Genomic DNA, 16848 nt, shown 5'->3' on the forward strand with positions numbered 1-16848 from the left:
TGCCCGCTATTTCATCGCCGCCTGTTTCATGTCGCCGCGCACCTGCTCGATCAGTTCGTTCGCCTTGGCGCCCTGGATTTTGCTGATGTCGTCCTGATATTTCAGCAGCACGCCAAGCGTGTCGGAAACCATGGCCGGGTCGAGCGCGACGGCGTCGAGTTCGGTCAGCGCGCTCGCCCAGTCCAGCGTTTCGGCGACGCCGGGCGCCTTGAACAGATCCTGCTTGCGGATCGCCTGAACGAAAGCGACGAGTTCGGCGGTCAGATGGGCGGGCGCCTGCGGCGCCTTGGCGCGCACGATCGCGATCTCGCGCTCCGCATCGGGATAGCCGACCCAATGATAGAGGCAGCGGCGCTTCAGCGCATCGTGGATTTCACGAGTCCGATTGGAGGTGATCACCACGATCGGCGGCTCATCGGCCTTGATGACGCCGATTTCGGGAATGGTCACCTGAAAGTCGGAGAGAATTTCAAGCAGAAAGGCTTCAAACGCCTCGTCGGCGCGGTCGATCTCATCGATCAGCAAAACGGGCGGCCCGCCGGCGGCTGGCTCCAGCGCCTGCAACAATGGCCGCTTGATGAGATAGCGCTGCGAGAACACATCATGCTCGATACGGTCCTTGTCGTGCTCGCCGGCCGCTTCCGCAAGGCGGATCGCCATCATCTGAGCGGCATAGTTCCATTCATAGACGGCGGCAGCGACATCGAGGCCTTCATAGCATTGCAGGCGGATGAGACGCCGCCCGAGGCTTGCGGCGAGAACTTTGGCGATCTCCGTCTTGCCGACGCCGGCCTCGCCTTCAAGGAAAAGCGGACGGCCCAGGCGAAGGCTCAGGAACAGAACGGTGGCGAGCGAGCGCTCCGCGACATAGGCGGCGCCGCGCAGGAGCGCGAGAGTTTCGTCGATCGAGGCGGGATTGGGGATCGTTTGGTTAGGCCGATCATCCGGCATACGCTGGCTGCTCCACTGCGGGCGGTTCATCCCTTCTCCCGCTGCGCGGGAGAAGGTGGCGCGCAGCGCCGGATGAGGGCCTGTCGGCGTGGGAGGCCCTCGTGATGCCGCACCCAGCTTAGAGGCCCTCATCCGGCCCGACTGCGTCGGACCACCTTCTCCCGCAAAGCGGGAGAAGGGGCAATAGCCTTCACCCGGCCGCCGCGACAGCCCGCCTAGCGAGAACCACGATCAGATGGGCGCGATAGGCGGCGTCGGCGTGCATGTCCGTGTTGAGCCCCTCGGCCGGAACCGTCGCGTCCTTCAGCGCGGCGGCGGCGAAGCTGGCGCCAAGAGCCGCCTCCAGCGCGTTGACCCGAAACACGCCGCTGGCGCCCGCCCCCGTCACCGCGACCCGCGCGCCGCCTTTGGTCTGCGTGACGAAGACGCCGACCAGAGCAAAGCGCGAGGCGGGATTGCGGAACTTCTGATAGGCGGCCTTCTGCGGGATCGGAAAACGAACCTTGACGATGATCTCGCCCTCGCCGAGCGCGGTTTCGAACAGCCCGTGGAAGAAAGCCTCGGCGGCAAGTTCACGCTTGTTGGTGACGATCGTCGCGCCCAAAGCCAGCACGGCGGCGGGATAGTCGGCGGCCGGATCGTTGTTGGCGAGCGAGCCGCCGATCGTGCCGCGATTACGCACATGCGGATCGCCGATGCCTCCGGCGAGCGCGGCCAGCGCCGGAATCGCCTGATGAACGGCGGCGTTGGCGGCGACATCGGCGTGGCGCGTCATCGCGCCGATGACGATTGTCTCGCCTTCGCGGCTGATGCCGGAGAGTTCGCCGATCTTGCCGAGATCGACGATAGAGGCGGGCGAGGCCAGCCTCTGCTTCATGGTCGGCAGCAGCGTCTGGCCGCCTGCGAGCAATTTGGCGTCCTCGTCCAAAAGCGCGACGGCCGCCGCGACATCGTTGGGCTGGTGATAGGTGAAAGCATACATGGAATTCTCCTATGAATGGGTGAGGCCATCACTCGGCAGCGCGCTTGAGGATCGCTTTCTGGGCGGCGCGCCAAATCACCTGCGCGGTAGCCGGCATCGCGACGTCTTCGTGCCCGACCGCATCGGTGATCGCATTGATCACGGCGGGCGGCGCGGCGATGGCGCCCGCTTCGCCGCAGCCTTTGATGCCGAGCGGATTGGACGGGCAGCGCGTTTCGATCGTCTCGACGCGGAACGAAGGGAGATCGTCGGCGCGCGGCATGCAATAATCCATGAAGCTCGCGGTCAGAAGCTGCCCGTCGCCATTATAGACGGCGCCTTCCAGCATCGCCTGCCCGATCCCCTGGGCGACGCCGCCATGCACCTGGCCCTCGACGATCATGGGATTGATAAGGGCGCCGAAATCGTCGACCGCCGTCCAGCGGTCGATCGTCGTGACGCCGGTTTCCGGATCGATCTCAAGCTCGCAAATATGCACGCCGGCGGGAAAGGTGAAGTTGGTTGGATCCCAGAACGCCGTTTCCTTGAGGCCAGGCTCGAGCTCCTGCCCGTTGAACTTATGCGCGATATAGGCCTGCAGCGCGACCGAGGCGAAGTCGATCGCTTTGTCGGTTCCCTTCACCGTGAACTTGCCGTCCTTGAACTCGATGTCCTGTTCGGACGCCTCCAACACGTGGCCTGCGACTTTTTTCGCCTTGGCCTCGATCTTGTCGAGCGCCTTGGAGACCGCCGACATGCCGACGGCGCCGGAACGCGAACCATAGGTGCCCATGCCCATCTGCACCTTGTCGGTGTCGCCATGGACGATCGAGACGTTCTCGAAGGGAATACCGAGGCGCTGCGATACGAGCTGCGCAAAGGTCGTCTCGTGACCCTGACCGTGGCTGTGCGAGCCCGTCAAAACCTCGACGGTGCCGATCGGATTAACCCGCACTTCGGCCGATTCCCACAGACCGACGCCGGCGCCCAGCGAACCGACCGCCGCCGAAGGCGCGAGGCCGCAAGCCTCGATATAGGCGGAAAAACCGATGCCGCGCAGCTTACCCTTGGCGGCTGAAGCGGCCTTGCGCGCGCCAATTCCCTTGTAGTCGGCAAGGGCCAAAGCCTTATCGAGCGCGCCGCCGTAATTGCCCGCGTCATAGGCCAGGATGACCGGCGTCTGGTGCGGAAACGAGGTGACGAAATTGGCGCGACGAAACTCGCCGGGATCGCGTCCCAATTGTCGCGCGGCGATCTCGACGATGCGCTCAACCACGAAGGTCGCCTCTGGCCGCCCCGCGCCGCGATAGGCGTCGACGGGCGCGGTATTGGTGTAGACCGCGTCGACTTCGCAATAGATCGCCGGGATGTTGTATTGGCCCGACAGCAGCAATCCATAGAGGTAGGTTGGCACGGACGACGAGAACGTCGACAGATAGGCGCCAAGATTGGCGATCGTGTGAACGCGCAGCCCCGTGATCTTGCCGCCCACGTCGAGCGCAAGCTCGGCATGAGTGACGTGATCGCGGCCATGGGCGTCCGACAGAAAGGCTTCGGTGCGATCGGCCGTCCATTTCACTGGTCGATCGATCTTCTTGGCGGCCCAGACGCAGACCGTTTCTTCCGCATAGATGAATATCTTCGAGCCGAAGCCGCCGCCAACATCGGGGGCGATCACACGCAGCTTGTGCTCGGGCGCAATGCCAATGAAGGCCGACAGCACGAGCCGCGCCACATGCGGATTTTGACTCGTCGTGTAAAGCGTCAACGCGTCCGTGCCTGAATCATACTCGCCGACGGCCGCGCGCGGCTCCATAGCGTTGGGAATCAAGCGATTGTTGATGAGATCGAGCTTGGTCACATGGGCCGCCGCGGCGAAGGCGGCGTCGGTCGCCGCCTTGTCGCCAATGTGCCAGTTGTAGACCGTATTGTTTGGCGCCACGTCATGCACTTGCGGCGCGCCCGGCTTAGCCGTCGTCGCGGTATCGGTCGCCGCGGGGAGCACGCCATAGTCGACGACGATTTTTTCGCCCGCCTCGCGGGCCTGCGCATAAGTATCGGCGATGACGACGGCGACGTGATCGCCGACATAGCGAACTTTGCCTTGCGCCAGCGCGGGATGGGCGCCGGCCTTCATGGGCGAGCCGTCCTTGGAATGGATCATCCACCCACAAATCAGGCCGCCGACCTTGTCGGCCGCGATATCGTCGCCGGTGAAGATTGCGACGACGCCCGGCGCTTTCAGCGCCGCCGAAGCGTCAATCTTGTTGATGGTCGCATGCGCATGGGGCGAGCGCAGAAAATAGGCGTAAGCCTGGCCGTGCCGATTGATGTCGTCGGTATAGTGGCCTTTGCCGGTGATGAAACGGATGTCCTCGGTGCGCTTTACAGAGGCGCCAATGCCGGTCGCGCTCATGAGTTTTCTCCCTGGGTGCCGCCGATCTCGCCCCACCGGGTCGATCGGCTGATCGAACGATTGTCCAGCCCATTGCGCGGGCTGAATTTCATGCGAACTCCAATCGTTTGGATATTCTCTATTCCGCGGCTTTCGCGGCGCCGGCCGTCGCCATTTCCCGCGCGCCCTGGGCGACGGACTTGACGATATTGTGATAGCCAGTGCAGCGGCAGATGTTGCCGTCGAGCTCCTCGCGGATCGTGTGCTCATCGAGATGCGAGCCCTTGCGGTTGACCATGTCGATCGCCGACATGATCATACCCGGGGTGCAGAAACCGCATTGCAAGCCGTGATTGTCCTGGAACGCCTGCTGCATCGGATGCAGTTTGCCGCCCTTGGCGAGGCCTTCGATCGTCGTCACCTCGGCGCCTTCGAGCGAGACCGCCAAAGCCGTGCAGGATTTGATGGCGCGCCCGTCGACGTGAACCACACAGGCGCCGCATTGCGAGGTGTCGCAGCCGACATGCGTGCCCGTCAGCCGAAGGTTTTCTCTCAAGAATTGCACAAGCAGCGTGCGCGAATCGACATCCGCCGACGCAGCCTTGCCGTTCACAATCATGGAAACATGGATCATCGATCAGCCTCCCTTATTTTGTTTTGTCCCGACAGCCCCACCGGGCGCCGGAATCTCACCCAACCAACTTCTCTCCTCGCTTCTCCCTCGCTGTTTCTCTGACGATCGGCTCGCCGACAGCCTATCGGCGACAATGAACTCAGCTTGTCCAAACGTCCAGCCAAGGTCAAGCCGACCCCGCCTCGAGGGATGAAGCGTCCGGCGCGTTGGCGGCGTTCGCCAAATTAGCAAAGAACTGATCCGCCAGTTTCTTGGCCACGCCGTCGATCAGCCGCGAGCCCAGTTGCGCGATCTTGCCGCCGACATTGGCCTGCACATCATACTTTAGAAGGGTCCCCCCTGGCGCATCGGCGAGCTGCACCTTGGCGCCGCCATTGGCGAAGCCGGCAATGCCGCCCTCCCCTTCGCCGCCAATTGTATAACCATTAGGCGGGTCGATGTCGGAGAGCTGCACCTTGCCTTTGAAACTGGCGCCGACAGGTCCGATCTTGACCTTCACGACGGCCGCAAAAGATGTGTCGCTGGTTTTTTCCAGGGACTGGCAGCCCGGAATGCTGGCTTTGAGAACGACGGGATCATTGAGCATCGCCCAAACCCTGGGCCGGTCGGCAGGCAGCGTGACCTCGCCGGTCATTGTCATCGCCATCGGGGCTTCCCCTGTTTCATTTCGCTCGGCGTCTCACAACGGCCCATCGGCCCGGCGCCTTATGCTTCTCGCCTTCGCGGCGCGCCGCCAGCCTAACGGTCCGCCGCGCCAACGCAAGCCCAATCGCCGGCGCGACATAATTGTGACCGCGCGCCGGCGTTCGCGGCGAGGCCGCGCCGCCAAACACAAAGTCGATATTGTCAAACATGCGGCGGCATGCAATTGCTTCGGTCGTTGACTAATTTATGAGCATTGGCTTGATCGGGATCGAAGCGTCGCGGTCGTCGCGACGGCATCTGTTTTTTGCAAGAAATCATACGTTTAAGAGCCGGCTGTTTGGCCCGGAACTTGCTAGTTAAAAAACCAGGGCCAGAGCGATCTGGATCTTGGAGAGAAAATGAAGCCTTGAGGTTTTGTTCCGTTCGGAGCCGGGACTTGCGTCGCGGCCTCGGGTGCAAATGGGGGAGTACGGCGGCGCATGGGTAATTTCCTGCAGCAGCTGATCAACGGGCTCACGCTCGGTTCGATCTATGGTCTCATCGCCATCGGCTATACGATGGTCTTCGGCATTATCGGCATGGTGAACTTCGCGCATGGCGATTTGTTCATGCTGTCCGCTTTCATCGCGCTGCTGGTCTTTCTGGTGCTGACGAAGATTTTGGGCGTGATGTCTTTGGCGCTCGCCTTCGTCATCGTCCTGATCGCCGCGATGTTCCTGACCTCCGTCTGGAACTGGACGATCGAGCGCCTCGCCTACCGCCCTCTGCGCGGTTCGTTCCGGCTGGCGCCGCTGATTTCGGCGATCGGCATGTCGATCTTTCTGTCGAACTTCGTGCAAGTCGTGCAGGGGCCGCGCAACAAGCCGGTGCCGCCGATGTTCAACGAGGTGATCCATTTTTCGCCTGGCGGCTCCTATGACGTGACCTTGCAATACAAGCAGATCGTCATCGCGATCGTCACCGGCGTTTTGCTGTTCGCCTTCTGGTGGGTCGTTCAGAAGACGGCGCTCGGGCGGGCGCAGCGCGCCTGCGAGCAGGATCGCAAGATGGCCGCCCTGCTCGGCATCGACGTCGACCGGACGATCTCGATCACCTTCGTGATCGGCGCCGCATTGGCGGCGGTCGCCGGCGTCCTTTACATGATGTATTACGGCGTCGTGAATTTTTCGGACGGGTTCCTGCCGGGCGTCAAGGCTTTCACCGCCGCGGTGCTGGGCGGCATCGGCTCTTTGCCGGGCGCGGTGCTGGGCGGACTGCTGATCGGCCTGATCGAGGTCTTCTGGTCTTCGTATTTCTCCACGGACTATAAGGATGTCGCCGCTTTCGCGATCCTCGCCATCACGCTCATCTTCATGCCGTCGGGCATCCTTGGCCGACCCGAAATCGAGAAGGTGTAGAGATGACGGCCACCACACAGAAAATCGATGCGGCGGACGCCGCCGAGGGCAGCAACGTCGGCGGCATGCTCAAGGATGCGATCGCCGCCGCCATTCTGGCCTTCCTGCTTTGTTTTCCGATCATCATGCTGCATGCGGAATCGGATAATGACGGCAATCTCTTCCTCACCTGGCGACCTTGGGCCGTCCTCATCATCTGCGCCCTCGCGTTCGGGGGCCGCTGGGCTTTGTCGCTTTATCAGGCGCGGCCCGTCGTCGATCGTCCGGCAGCGGCAGTCGCGGCACCCTCGACAAGCAGCGCATTCATTGCGCGATACATTGGCGCTTTCGGCCTCGCGGTGCTGATCGCGTTTCCCTTGGCGATGCTGGCCGCATTCGGGTCAAGCGGCTCGCTGAAATGGATCGACAGCTACGGCATCCAGATTCTCATTTATGTCATGCTGGGCTGGGGGCTGAATATCGTGGTCGGCCTCGCCGGCCTGCTTGATCTGGGCTATGTCGCCTTCTACGCAGTCGGCGCCTACGCCTATGCGCTGCTCGCGACGACCTTCGGCCTGTCGTTCTGGATCTGCCTGCCGCTGGCGGGCATACTCGCCGCCTTCTGGGGCATGATCCTGGGCTTTCCGGTCCTGCGCCTGCGCGGCGACTATCTGGCGATCGTCACGCTGGCTTTCGGCGAGATGATCCGCCTCGTCCTGATCAACTGGATTCCCTTTTCGGGCGGCTACGCCGGCATCGCCTCAATCCCGAAGGTGAGCTTTTTCGGCCTCTCGATGCGCGACCAGCCGGGCGGTTTCGCCGATTTCTTTCACATCGAATATTCGCCGATCCATAGCAAAATCTTTCTCTATTACGTGATCCTGGCCCTCGCGCTGATCACCAATTTCGTGACCCTGCGTCTGCGGCGATTGCCGATCGGGCGCGCCTGGGAGGCGCTCCGCGAGGATGAAATCGCGTGTCGGTCGCTCGGCATCAACACGAGGAACACCAAGCTCACCGCCTTTGCGCTTGGCGCTTTTTTCGGCGGCCTCGCCGGTTCGTTCTTCGCCGTGCGCCAAGGCTTCATCAGCCCGGAAAGCTTCACCTTCAATGAATCGGCGACCATCCTCGCGATCGTCGTGCTGGGCGGCATGGGTTCGCAGATCGGCGTCGCCCTCGCGGCGGTGTTCCTCATCGGCGGCTTCGAGCTGCTGCGTGAACTCGAATGGATGCGCACGCTGATGGCGTCGGTGTTTGGAATTCCCGATTTCGATCCCGCGCAATATCGCGGATTGCTATTTGGCCTGGCGATGGTGGTGATGATGGTCTTGAGGCCGCGCGGTTTCGTCTCGACGCGATTGCCTTCGATTTTCCTCAAGGAGAAAAAGGCCGTATCCGGTTCACTCGTCAAAGAGGGGCACGGCTGATGCGCTGGATGACCGATCCTCTCCTCGTCGTCGAACATTTGACGATGCGCTTCGGCGGCCTCGTCGCCGTCAACGATCTTTCCTTTCAGGTTGGCCGCGGCGACATCACCGCGCTGATCGGCCCCAACGGGGCGGGCAAGACCACCGTCTTCAACTGCGTCACGGGCTTTTACAAACCGACCGAAGGACGCCTCGCGCTCGCCAGAGCGGGCGTCGCCGCGGCGGCCGATGTGGAAGCGCTGACCCGATCTCCCGCCAGGCATGTGAAGTCGGATTCGGGCGAGCTCTATTTGCTCGAGCGCATGGCGGGCAATGAGATCGCCTTGCGGGCCAGGGTCGCCCGCACGTTCCAGAATATCCGCCTGTTCCAGGGCATGACCGTGCTGGAAAACCTGATGGTCGCCCATCACAACAAGCTGATGCAGGCCAGCGGCTTCACGGTGCTTGGCATGTTCGGCGCGCCCAGCTATCGCGCCAGCGAGGCCGAAGCGGTGGAGCGCGCCACCTACTGGCTCAACAAGATCAATCTTCTCGATCGCGCCGACGACCCGGCGGGCGAATTGCCCTATGGCGCGCAACGTCGACTCGAAATCGCCCGCGCCATGTGCACCGACCCGATCCTGCTCTGCCTGGACGAGCCGGCCGCCGGCCTTAACCCGCGGGAGTCGGGCGATCTGAATATCCTCCTGAATGCGATCCGCGACGAGCATCACGTGTCCATTCTTCTTATCGAGCATGACATGTCCGTCGTCATGCAGATTTCCGATCATGTCGTCGTGCTCGATTATGGCACCAAGATCGCCGACGGCACGCCCGTTGACGTACGCAACGATCCCAAGGTGATCGCCGCCTATCTCGGCGTCGCGGACGAGGAAGAATTGGCGGTCGTGGAAGCGGAGATCGGCGCATGAGTGTCGCGAGCATGACCATAGCCGCCCCGACGCCAGCTTCCGCTTCAGGCAAGGCCTTACTGACGGTGCGCGGCGTCGAAACATTCTACGGCAAGATTCAAGCGCTCAAAGGCGTCGATATCGACGTCAACGAGGGTGAAATCGTCACGTTGATCGGCGCCAATGGCGCGGGAAAATCGACGACGATGATGACCATCTGCGGCAGCCCGCGCGCCCGGCGCGGCTCCATCGTCTTCGACGGGCGCGACATCACCCGCCTTTCCATGCACGAGATCGCCCGCCTGTCGATCGCCCAATCGCCCGAGGGCCGGCGCATATTTCCGCGCATGACCGTCTTCGAGAATTTGCAGATGGGCGCTTCCATCGACAATTTTGCGCATTTCAACGACGACCTCGAGCGGATGTTCGTGATGTTTCCGCGCCTCAAGGAGCGGGCGCCGCAACGCGGCGGCACGCTCTCGGGCGGCGAGCAGCAAATGCTGGCGATCGCGCGCGCCCTGATGAGCCGCCCGCGCCTGCTGCTGCTTGACGAGCCCTCGCTCGGGCTCGCGCCGCTGATCGTCAAGCAGATATTCAACGTGATTGCGGATCTCAACAAGACGCAAGGCCTCACGGTTTTTCTTGTCGAGCAAAATGCTTTCCACGCGCTCAAACTCGCCCATCGCGGCTATGTGATGGTCAATGGCTTGATCACGATGAAGGGATCGGGGGCGGAATTGCTCGCGCGACCCGAAGTGCGCGCCGCTTATCTCGAAGGGGGACATTAATGTCCGGGATTTTCTGGACCGACACGGACAATGGTCTGTTCGTTTTCGTGTTGTTGACGGTGCTGGGCGCCGCGGCCGCTATGGCGAGCGGACGCGCGCTCGCCAAGACGTGGAGCCCGCTCTGGCTCATCCTGCCCTATATGGCGGTTCTGTCGGCGGCCGTGCGTTTTCTTCATTTCTCGCTCTTCCAGGAAGAGCTTTCTTCCCTCCATTATTATTTGGTCACGCTCGTCATTCTTTTGGCGGTCGCGTGGGTCAGCTACAGAGCGATGCGCGCAACGCAAATGGCGACGCAATATTCGTGGTCTTATGAAAAAGTCGGACTGAATTGGCGCGCGCGTTAGACCGACTGGCCGTTCATCAAGCAATAAAGGAATCCTTAAAAAACTTGTCTTTTCAGGTGACTTTCCAACGAAAACAAGGTCTGATCCCGCGCTAAGGTGGGATGAGAGTTTCTGCCGAGTGGGCGCCCTTGTTTGGCGCGCCCGAAACACAGAGGGAGTAGGGTATGAAGAAAATTTGGCTAACCGGTCTCGTGCTTGCCGCGGGCCTGGCCTTTGCCGGCGCCGCGAGCGCCCAGATCAAGCTCGGCGTCGCCGGCCCGATCACCGGCGCGAACGCCTCGTTCGGCGCGCAATTGACCAACGGCGTCGCGCAGGCGGCCGAAGACATCAATAAAGCTGGCGGCATTCTCGGCCAGAAAATTGAAGTCGAGCAGGGCGACGACGTTTCCGATCCCAAGCAAGGCGTCTCCGTCGCCAATAAATTCGTCGGCGACGGCGTCAAATTCGTGATCGGCCACTTCAATTCGGGCGTCACGATTCCGGCGTCGGAAGTCTATGCCGACAACGGCATTCTCGAAATCACGCCTTCGGCGACCAATCCGAAGATCACCGAGCGCGGCCTGTGGGACATCTTCCGCACCTGCGGCCGCGACGACCAGCAGGGCAAGCTTTGGGCTGATCTGGCTCTTGGCGAGCTCAAGGACAAGAAGATCGCCATCGTCCACGACAAGACCACCTATGGTCAGGGCCTTGCCGACGCGGCCAGGACCGCCATGAACGCCGGCGGCAAGAAGGAAGTCTTGTATGAAGGCGTAAACACCGGCGAAAAGGACTATTCGGCGATCGTTTCGAAGATCAAGGCTTCGGGCGCTGAATATCTGATGTGGGGCGGCCTGCACACCGAAGGCGGCCTGATCATCCGCCAGATGCGCGATCAGGGCATGAAGACGATCGTCATCTCCGGCGACGGCATCACCGACAACGAGTTCGCCTCGATCGGCGGCCCCGGCGTCGAAGGCACGTTCATGTCGTTTGGTCCCGATCCCCGCAACAATGCTTCGGCCAAGGAAATTGTCGCGGCGTTCCGCGCCAAGGGTTTCGAGCCGGAGGCCTATACGCTCTATTCCTATGCGGGCGTGCAGATCATCAAGCAGGCGGCTGAAAAGGCCAATTCGCTCGATCCGAAGAAGATCGCCGAAGTTATGCATTCCGGCATCACGTTCAAGACCGTCATTGGCGACATCGCCTATGACAAGAAGGGCGACCGCACGAGCGTCGACTTCGTCTGGTACGTCTGGCAGAAGGGCGATGACGGCAAGATCACCTACAAGCAGCGGACCTAAGCGCAAGCGCTTGGTTTAGACTAAAACGGAGAAGCCCGCCGGCGACGGCGGGCTTCTTTTATTTGGCGTCCAATCCGGGATTGCCGAACAGATGTTGCGGGTGGATCTCAGTCGCCGCAATCGGAGGCGACGAGGCGGCATTGACCATTGCCGCACTGATCCAGAGCCTTGCTCTTGGCCTCGTCTTCGGTGCCGCCCCAGCCGATGCCGTATTTCTCGTTCGAACTGGCGTAGGCGCCGCATTTATCGAACCAGACGACGACCTTGCAGGACGTGTTGCCGGCGCTGTTGCATTTCGCCAAAGCGGCTGTCTGCGCGCTGTCCTTGCTATCCCCAAAACCGATGCCATAGCCCGCGTCGCTCGGCTTCTGTCCTGGCTGATCGTCCACCGCTATCGCGCCGGTGGCCCAGGCATAGCCCGACTGAGCGACGAGCAGGCCGGCGGCGAGCAACAGAACGTGCTTGCTGTATGTCATTGTGTGTCCCCCTCAGAACGATGATTGCGCACCCCATCCAGAATGCATGACCGGCCATGGAATCGCAATCGGGCGCTATTGCGATTTTGGCCGCCCAAGCTTCGCGCGCCCGGACGCATTGGGGTCAGCCAAGCTGCCCCAACGCGGGGAAGGCGTTGATCAGCCAGCCGGAAGCGGCCTGGACGCCGCCGGTCAGAAACGCGATTCCCGTCAGCACGAGCAAGCCCCCGACCACTTTCTCGAGGCGTCCGAACTGACTGCGAAAACGCCGGGCCGCCGCGAGGAAAGGCCCCATCGCGCATGCGGCGAGCACGAAGGGGGCGCCAAGGCCGAGCGAATAGGCGCCCAGCAGCAGCGCCCCGCGCGCCACCGTGTCCTGTGAGCCCGCTACCGCCAGAATGGTCGCCAGAATCGGCCCGATGCAAGGCGTCCAGCCAAAGGCGAAGGCGAGCCCCATCAGATAGGCGCTCCACAGGCCCGGCGGCCGGGCGATTTCAAGCCGCTTCTCGCGAAACATCGCGCCAATGCGCAAGGCGCCGAGAAAATGCAACCCCATGACGATGATGCCGATCCCCGCCGCGATCGACAGGACATGGCTCCATTGCCGGATAAGGGCGCCGAACACCGACGCCGTCGCCCCTAGCGCGACGAAAACGGTCGAAAAGCCAAGCACGAAAAGCAGGGCGACGATAATCGTGTCGCGGATCGCCCGCTGTTCGTCCTCCTCGACAAGCTGCTCCAGCGAAGTCCCGGCGAGATAACACAAATAGGGCGGCGCCAGAGGCAGCACGCAGGGGCTCAAAAACGAAATCAGGCCTGCGATGGCGGCGGCTGGAAAGGATATGTCGGTCATATCTGCTCTTGTGGCTGAGCGCGTCTTGGCGGGCAATTCACTTTGGGGTCATCCCAAGCCAAGCTTCGACGTCAAAACCGCGATCGTGACGCGCATGGCGGCTCCTTCGATGGGCCCCAGCCTACAGACGCCGCTATCGCGCGGCAATGTCGGGAATTGAAGCGTTACTGACGCAGGGCGCCGGAAAACTCGCCATGCCGCACCCGCTCCGGCAATCGTTCGGCGAGGCGCGCAGCCTTCTCTTCGCCATAGGCGGCGACCAGTTCGCGAAACGCCGCACACAGCGCCGCGTCGGCGAAGGAGTCGACGTCGATGCCATCGAGCAAGGCTTCCGCGAAGGCTTCGCTGACATAGTTAAGCGCGGCCCGCCGGGCGTCGGCAGCCGATAATTCGCGAAGAGATTCAGCAAGCGAAGCGATCATGTAGCGACAGTGTATGGCCAATGATCGCGTTACGCGACGCTCCTCTTAAAGAAAGGTTAATTCTGTCTTTGCACGGCTTAGCAAGGCGATAGCATCTACTTCTCGTGCGAGGTATGGCCCTTACTCGGGCGCCGGGGGCTGGCGGATTCGACGAGCGCCATCGCCCGCTCAAGCAATTGCCGCATCGCCCTGCCGATCTCCGCCCCGGCCTTTATCTCGCTCGAAGTCGGCGGCCTATGCGTGTGATCGTAGAGATCGGCGGCCGATTCCGCCAGCTTGTCCATGCCCGCCACGACCGCCTGGAACGCGCGTTGCATCAGCGGGCTCAGTTCGCCGTAAGCGCGCAATATGTCGTCATTCTTGCCGCGAGGCGCCTCGGCGAGCTGGTCGGCGTAGTGGCTCGGACGCCAGTCCCTGATATCGCCGGCCAGCTCAGGCAAACGGTCGAGGAGCTCGATCATTGTGGCGATCTGCTGAAAATGGTCGAGAGAACCGCCGGACGCGCCTGGGCCGTTGGCAACCTCGTCGCCAATCAACGGAGGCGGGCCGCCATCTTCGTCAAGCTTGGCGGCCGGCGGCTCGCGCGGAGATTTCATGACCGCTAGCATCGTCTTTTCCTGCCTCTTCCAAAGCCGATCAGAGGAGGCTTAACCAGACGTTACAGCCCGTGGTTGCATTTCACAATAAAACATCGGCGAACATGCTTACCAAGGAGACGCCAATGCCTGGAAGATTCGCCATAATTTCCACGCCTGAAATCTTGCGCGACTTCTTCGCCTATGTCGAAGAGCCCGACTTCCCGCCGCGCTACAATATCGCCCCGACGCAACCCATCCCCGTCGTCACGGCGGCCGCCCATTCGCAAGGACAGCGGCGGCATTTCACTCTCATGCGCTGGGGTTTCCTGCCGGCTTTCGTCAAAGACCCCAAAGCTTTCGCGCTCATCATCAACGCGCGCGGCGAAACCCTGACCGAAAAAGCCAGCTTTCGCGCCGCGGTCAAACGCCGCCGTTGCCTGATTATCGCCGACGGTTTCTATGAGTGGCTGCGCGGTCCGGGCCGCGCCGCCGCCGCGCGGTCTTTCCTGATCCGCAGGCCCGATCGCGGACCGATGGGCTTTGCCGGCCTCTACGAGACCTGGAGCGACCCCAACGGCGGCGAGATCGACACCGCCTGCATCATCACGACGCCGCCCAATCAAACGATCGCGGCGATCCATGACCGGATGCCGGCGATCATCGATCCCCGCGATTTTCACTTCTGGCTCGACAATGACAGCGTCGAGGCGTCCGCGGCCACCGCGCTGCTGCGCCCTGCCCCGGACGATTCGCTCGAACTCGTCGAGGTTGGTATGGAAGTAAACCGCGTCGGTAACGACGACGCCGAAATCCAGCGGCCGGTCTCTCCTCCGCTGAAACCGCCCGGCAAGGCGCAGGGAGAATTGTTTTGATGGGCTTGCCGAATGCGAGAGCGCGGAAGATTCTCGGCGCCTTGAGTCGGAGAATGTGATGGCTGAGAAAGAGAAACCGGGCAAGGCCGAAAAGCAGCCGCGCGCTCACACGCCGATCCTGCATGCGGACGGGCGCTGCCGTTGCCCGTGGCCAGGCCATGATCCCCTTTACGTCGCCTATCATGACGAGGAATGGGGCGTGCCCGAATGGGACGATCGCGCGCTTTTCGAGAAGCTGATCCTCGACGGCTTCCAGGCTGGCCTTTCCTGGATCACGATCCTGCGCAAGCGCGATTCCTTTCGCGCCGCCTTCGACGGCTTCAAGCCGGAAAAAATCGTCCGCTACAATGACGCCAAGATCGAAGCGCTGATGCAGAACCCCGGCATCGTGCGCAACCGCGCCAAGATCCAGGCGACCATCGCGCTGGCGCGCATCACGCTCGATCTTGGCAAGCGCGGCGGCCTTGCGAAGCATTTGTGGGGTTTCATCGACGGACGGCCGATCCAGAACGCCCGCCAATCGATGCATGAAGTCGCCGCGCAAACCGACGTCTCGGTGGCGATCGCCAAGGACTTGCGCGAGCGGGGCGGCAATTTCGTCGGGCCGACCATCATCCACGCCTTCATGCAGGCGACCGGCATGGTCAACGATCATCTCGTGGACTGTCATCGCTACGCCGAATGCGCGGCGCTCGGACGCGAGCCCCATGTCCGGTAGTAAGACGGCGCGCGCCTGGCAAAGGATGCTGTCGGGCCGTCGGCTCGATCTGATCGACCCCTCGCCGCTCGACATCGAAATATCGGACATCGCCCATGGCCTGGCGCGCGTCGCGCGCTGGAACGGCCAGACGAAGGGCGCGGAAATCTTCTCGGTCGCCCAGCATTGCCTGCTGGTCGAGGCGCTCGTCGGCGCGCTCGCGCCGCAAGCCGACCCCAAGGCGCGCCTGTTCGCTCTGCTGCATGACGCACCCGAATATGTCATCGGCGATATGATCTCGCCCTTCAAAGCGGTGATCGGCGGCGATTACAAAGCGATCGAGGCGCGCCTGCTCGCGGCGATCCATATCCGCTTCGGCCTATCGGCGAAGGCGCCGCCCGAAGTGACGACCTTCGTCAAGGGCGCCGACCGCGCGGCGGCCTGGTTCGAAGCGATCAACCTCGCCGGCTTTTCCACCGCCGAGGCGCAAAAACTGTTTGGCGCGCCCAACATCGCGCTGGCCGGCATTGAGGCCTATCTCCAGCCGATGCGGCCAGCGAAGGCGCAAGAAGGCTTCCTTCGCCGTTTCGCCGAACTCGACGATCATCCAGCAGCCGTTCAATCGGCCGGAAAGCCAACGCCATGAATCTTTCTACGACAAGAGCGCGCGTTCACGTCTGTTCGCTCGCGCGCATTGGCGAGGCGGTGGAGGAAACCGGCGCGCGTTCGCTGGTGACCTTGCTCAACAACGGGACGCCGGTGACGCGGCCGCCGGCGATCCGGCCGGAGCGGCATTTGTTCATCGCCATGTCCGACATTATCGACCCAATGGAGGGCCACATCCTGCCCGCCGAGCGCCATGTACGCGACCTCCTCCGATTCGTCGGCGACTGGGATCGGAGCGCGCCCCTGCTGATCCATTGCTTTGCCGGCGTCAGCCGCTCGACCGCGGCCGCTTTCATCACCGCCTGCGCGCTCGGCCCGACGTGCAGCGAAAGCGAGATCGCCAAGGCGATCCGCGCGGCGTCCCCCACCGCCACCCCCAATTCCCGCCTCGTCGCCGTCGCCGATTCCATCCTCGGCCGCTCGGGCCGGATGACCGACGCGGTGGCCACGATCGGGCGCGGCGAGACCTGCGAGGTGGGCGTGCCGTTTGGGCTGGAGGTGGGGTGAGTGGGTGCGGCGAGTTTACGATTGCCAAATGAGGGATATCAAGGCGTTATGGGGCGGTTTAGTTTCCTCGCCTCCTTGGTGAG

The 16848-nt window shown here is 62.5% G+C and carries 20 protein-coding genes; 11 read left to right on the plus strand and 9 right to left on the minus strand.

What is annotated here, in order from left to right; all coding sequences use genetic code 11:
• Positions 1-6: 6 nt before the first annotated feature.
• The 5 genes from GSQ90_RS08445 to GSQ90_RS08465 form a co-directional block, all read right to left on the minus strand.
• Positions 7-951 (minus strand): MoxR family ATPase, encoded by a 945-nt coding sequence (locus tag GSQ90_RS08445; RefSeq protein WP_158814503.1) that lies wholly within the window; start codon positions 949-951, stop codon positions 7-9.
• 190 nt (positions 952-1141) lie between these two features.
• Positions 1142-1933: a xanthine dehydrogenase family protein subunit M gene (locus GSQ90_RS08450; protein WP_158814385.1), complete on the minus strand. Its 792-nt coding sequence runs from the start codon at positions 1931-1933 to the stop codon at positions 1142-1144.
• 28 nt (positions 1934-1961) lie between these two features.
• The gene (locus tag GSQ90_RS08455) at positions 1962-4328 is read right to left on the minus strand and encodes a xanthine dehydrogenase family protein molybdopterin-binding subunit (protein WP_158814386.1); all 2367 of its coding nucleotides are present in this window, start codon (positions 4326-4328) and stop codon (positions 1962-1964) included.
• A gap of 118 nt (positions 4329-4446) precedes the next feature.
• Positions 4447-4941 carry a (2Fe-2S)-binding protein gene (locus tag GSQ90_RS08460; RefSeq protein ID WP_158814387.1) on the minus strand — a complete coding sequence of 165 codons (495 nt, stop codon included), beginning with the start codon at positions 4939-4941 and terminating at the stop codon, positions 4447-4449.
• Positions 4942-5107: 166 nt separating this feature from the next.
• Positions 5108-5587, minus strand: coding sequence for a CoxG family protein (locus GSQ90_RS08465; RefSeq protein ID WP_158814388.1), 480 nt, complete (start codon positions 5585-5587; stop codon positions 5108-5110).
• A gap of 478 nt (positions 5588-6065) precedes the next feature.
• Here GSQ90_RS08465 and GSQ90_RS08470 point away from each other — a divergent pair, with 478 nt between their 5' ends.
• From GSQ90_RS08470 to GSQ90_RS08495, 6 genes are all read left to right on the plus strand, one after another.
• Positions 6066-6983: a branched-chain amino acid ABC transporter permease gene (locus GSQ90_RS08470; protein WP_158814389.1), complete on the plus strand. Its 918-nt coding sequence runs from the start codon at positions 6066-6068 to the stop codon at positions 6981-6983.
• A 2-nt stretch (positions 6984-6985) separates the two neighbouring features.
• Positions 6986-8389 (plus strand): high-affinity branched-chain amino acid ABC transporter permease LivM, encoded by a 1404-nt coding sequence (gene livM, locus GSQ90_RS08475; protein ID WP_246731483.1) that lies wholly within the window; start codon positions 6986-6988, stop codon positions 8387-8389.
• Positions 8389-9300, plus strand: coding sequence for an ABC transporter ATP-binding protein (locus GSQ90_RS08480; RefSeq protein ID WP_305848674.1), 912 nt, complete (start codon positions 8389-8391; stop codon positions 9298-9300). The genes livM and GSQ90_RS08480 overlap by 1 nt, the downstream gene beginning before the upstream one ends.
• The gene (locus tag GSQ90_RS08485; protein ID WP_158814391.1) at positions 9297-10067 is read left to right on the plus strand and encodes an ABC transporter ATP-binding protein; all 771 of its coding nucleotides are present in this window, start codon (positions 9297-9299) and stop codon (positions 10065-10067) included. The genes GSQ90_RS08480 and GSQ90_RS08485 overlap by 4 nt, the downstream gene beginning before the upstream one ends.
• A complete protein-coding gene (locus GSQ90_RS08490) occupies positions 10067-10411 on the plus strand; it encodes a DUF6867 family protein (protein ID WP_158814392.1) in 345 nt (114 codons plus the stop codon). The genes GSQ90_RS08485 and GSQ90_RS08490 overlap by 1 nt, the downstream gene beginning before the upstream one ends.
• Positions 10412-10575: 164 nt before the next feature.
• Positions 10576-11694 carry a branched-chain amino acid ABC transporter substrate-binding protein gene (locus GSQ90_RS08495; protein ID WP_158814393.1) on the plus strand — a complete coding sequence of 373 codons (1119 nt, stop codon included), beginning with the start codon at positions 10576-10578 and terminating at the stop codon, positions 11692-11694.
• Positions 11695-11801: 107 nt separating this feature from the next.
• On the opposite strand, the gene GSQ90_RS08500 is transcribed toward GSQ90_RS08495, so the two are convergent.
• Positions 11802-12170: a DUF4189 domain-containing protein gene (locus GSQ90_RS08500; RefSeq protein ID WP_158814394.1), complete on the minus strand. Its 369-nt coding sequence runs from the start codon at positions 12168-12170 to the stop codon at positions 11802-11804.
• A 124-nt stretch (positions 12171-12294) separates the two neighbouring features.
• Positions 12295-13023 (minus strand): cytochrome c biogenesis CcdA family protein, encoded by a 729-nt coding sequence (locus tag GSQ90_RS08505; RefSeq protein ID WP_158814395.1) that lies wholly within the window; start codon positions 13021-13023, stop codon positions 12295-12297.
• Here GSQ90_RS08505 and GSQ90_RS08510 point away from each other — a divergent pair.
• The gene (locus GSQ90_RS08510; RefSeq protein WP_158814396.1) at positions 13013-13183 is read left to right on the plus strand and encodes a hypothetical protein; all 171 of its coding nucleotides are present in this window, start codon (positions 13013-13015) and stop codon (positions 13181-13183) included. The two genes, GSQ90_RS08505 and GSQ90_RS08510, sit on opposite strands and share 11 nt — an antisense overlap.
• Before the next feature lie 4 nt (positions 13184-13187).
• On the opposite strand, the gene GSQ90_RS08515 is transcribed toward GSQ90_RS08510, so the two are convergent.
• Complete coding sequence (locus GSQ90_RS08515; RefSeq protein ID WP_158814397.1) at positions 13188-13445, minus strand: hypothetical protein; 258 nt, start codon at positions 13443-13445, stop codon at positions 13188-13190.
• Between the two features lie 95 nt (positions 13446-13540).
• Positions 13541-14053: a hypothetical protein gene (locus GSQ90_RS08520; RefSeq protein WP_158814398.1), complete on the minus strand. Its 513-nt coding sequence runs from the start codon at positions 14051-14053 to the stop codon at positions 13541-13543.
• A 113-nt stretch (positions 14054-14166) separates the two neighbouring features.
• On the opposite strand from GSQ90_RS08520, the gene GSQ90_RS08525 reads away from it, so the two are divergent.
• The 4 genes from GSQ90_RS08525 to GSQ90_RS08540 are packed head-to-tail and all read left to right on the plus strand — an operon-like array spanning position 14167 to position 16765.
• Positions 14167-14895 (plus strand): SOS response-associated peptidase, encoded by a 729-nt coding sequence (locus tag GSQ90_RS08525; protein ID WP_158814399.1) that lies wholly within the window; start codon positions 14167-14169, stop codon positions 14893-14895.
• A 58-nt stretch (positions 14896-14953) separates the two neighbouring features.
• Positions 14954-15613 carry a DNA-3-methyladenine glycosylase I gene (locus GSQ90_RS08530; RefSeq protein ID WP_158814400.1) on the plus strand — a complete coding sequence of 220 codons (660 nt, stop codon included), beginning with the start codon at positions 14954-14956 and terminating at the stop codon, positions 15611-15613.
• On the plus strand, positions 15603-16238 hold the full coding sequence (locus GSQ90_RS08535) for an HD family hydrolase (protein ID WP_158814401.1): 636 nt from the start codon (positions 15603-15605) through the stop codon (positions 16236-16238). The genes GSQ90_RS08530 and GSQ90_RS08535 overlap by 11 nt, the downstream gene beginning before the upstream one ends.
• On the plus strand, positions 16235-16765 hold the full coding sequence (locus GSQ90_RS08540; RefSeq protein ID WP_158814402.1) for a tyrosine phosphatase family protein: 531 nt from the start codon (positions 16235-16237) through the stop codon (positions 16763-16765). The genes GSQ90_RS08535 and GSQ90_RS08540 overlap by 4 nt, the downstream gene beginning before the upstream one ends.
• The last annotated feature ends 83 nt before the right edge of the window (positions 16766-16848 follow it).

The organism is Methylocapsa sp. S129, from assembly GCF_009765995.1.
Taxonomy (GTDB): domain Bacteria; phylum Pseudomonadota; class Alphaproteobacteria; order Rhizobiales; family Beijerinckiaceae; genus Roseiarcus.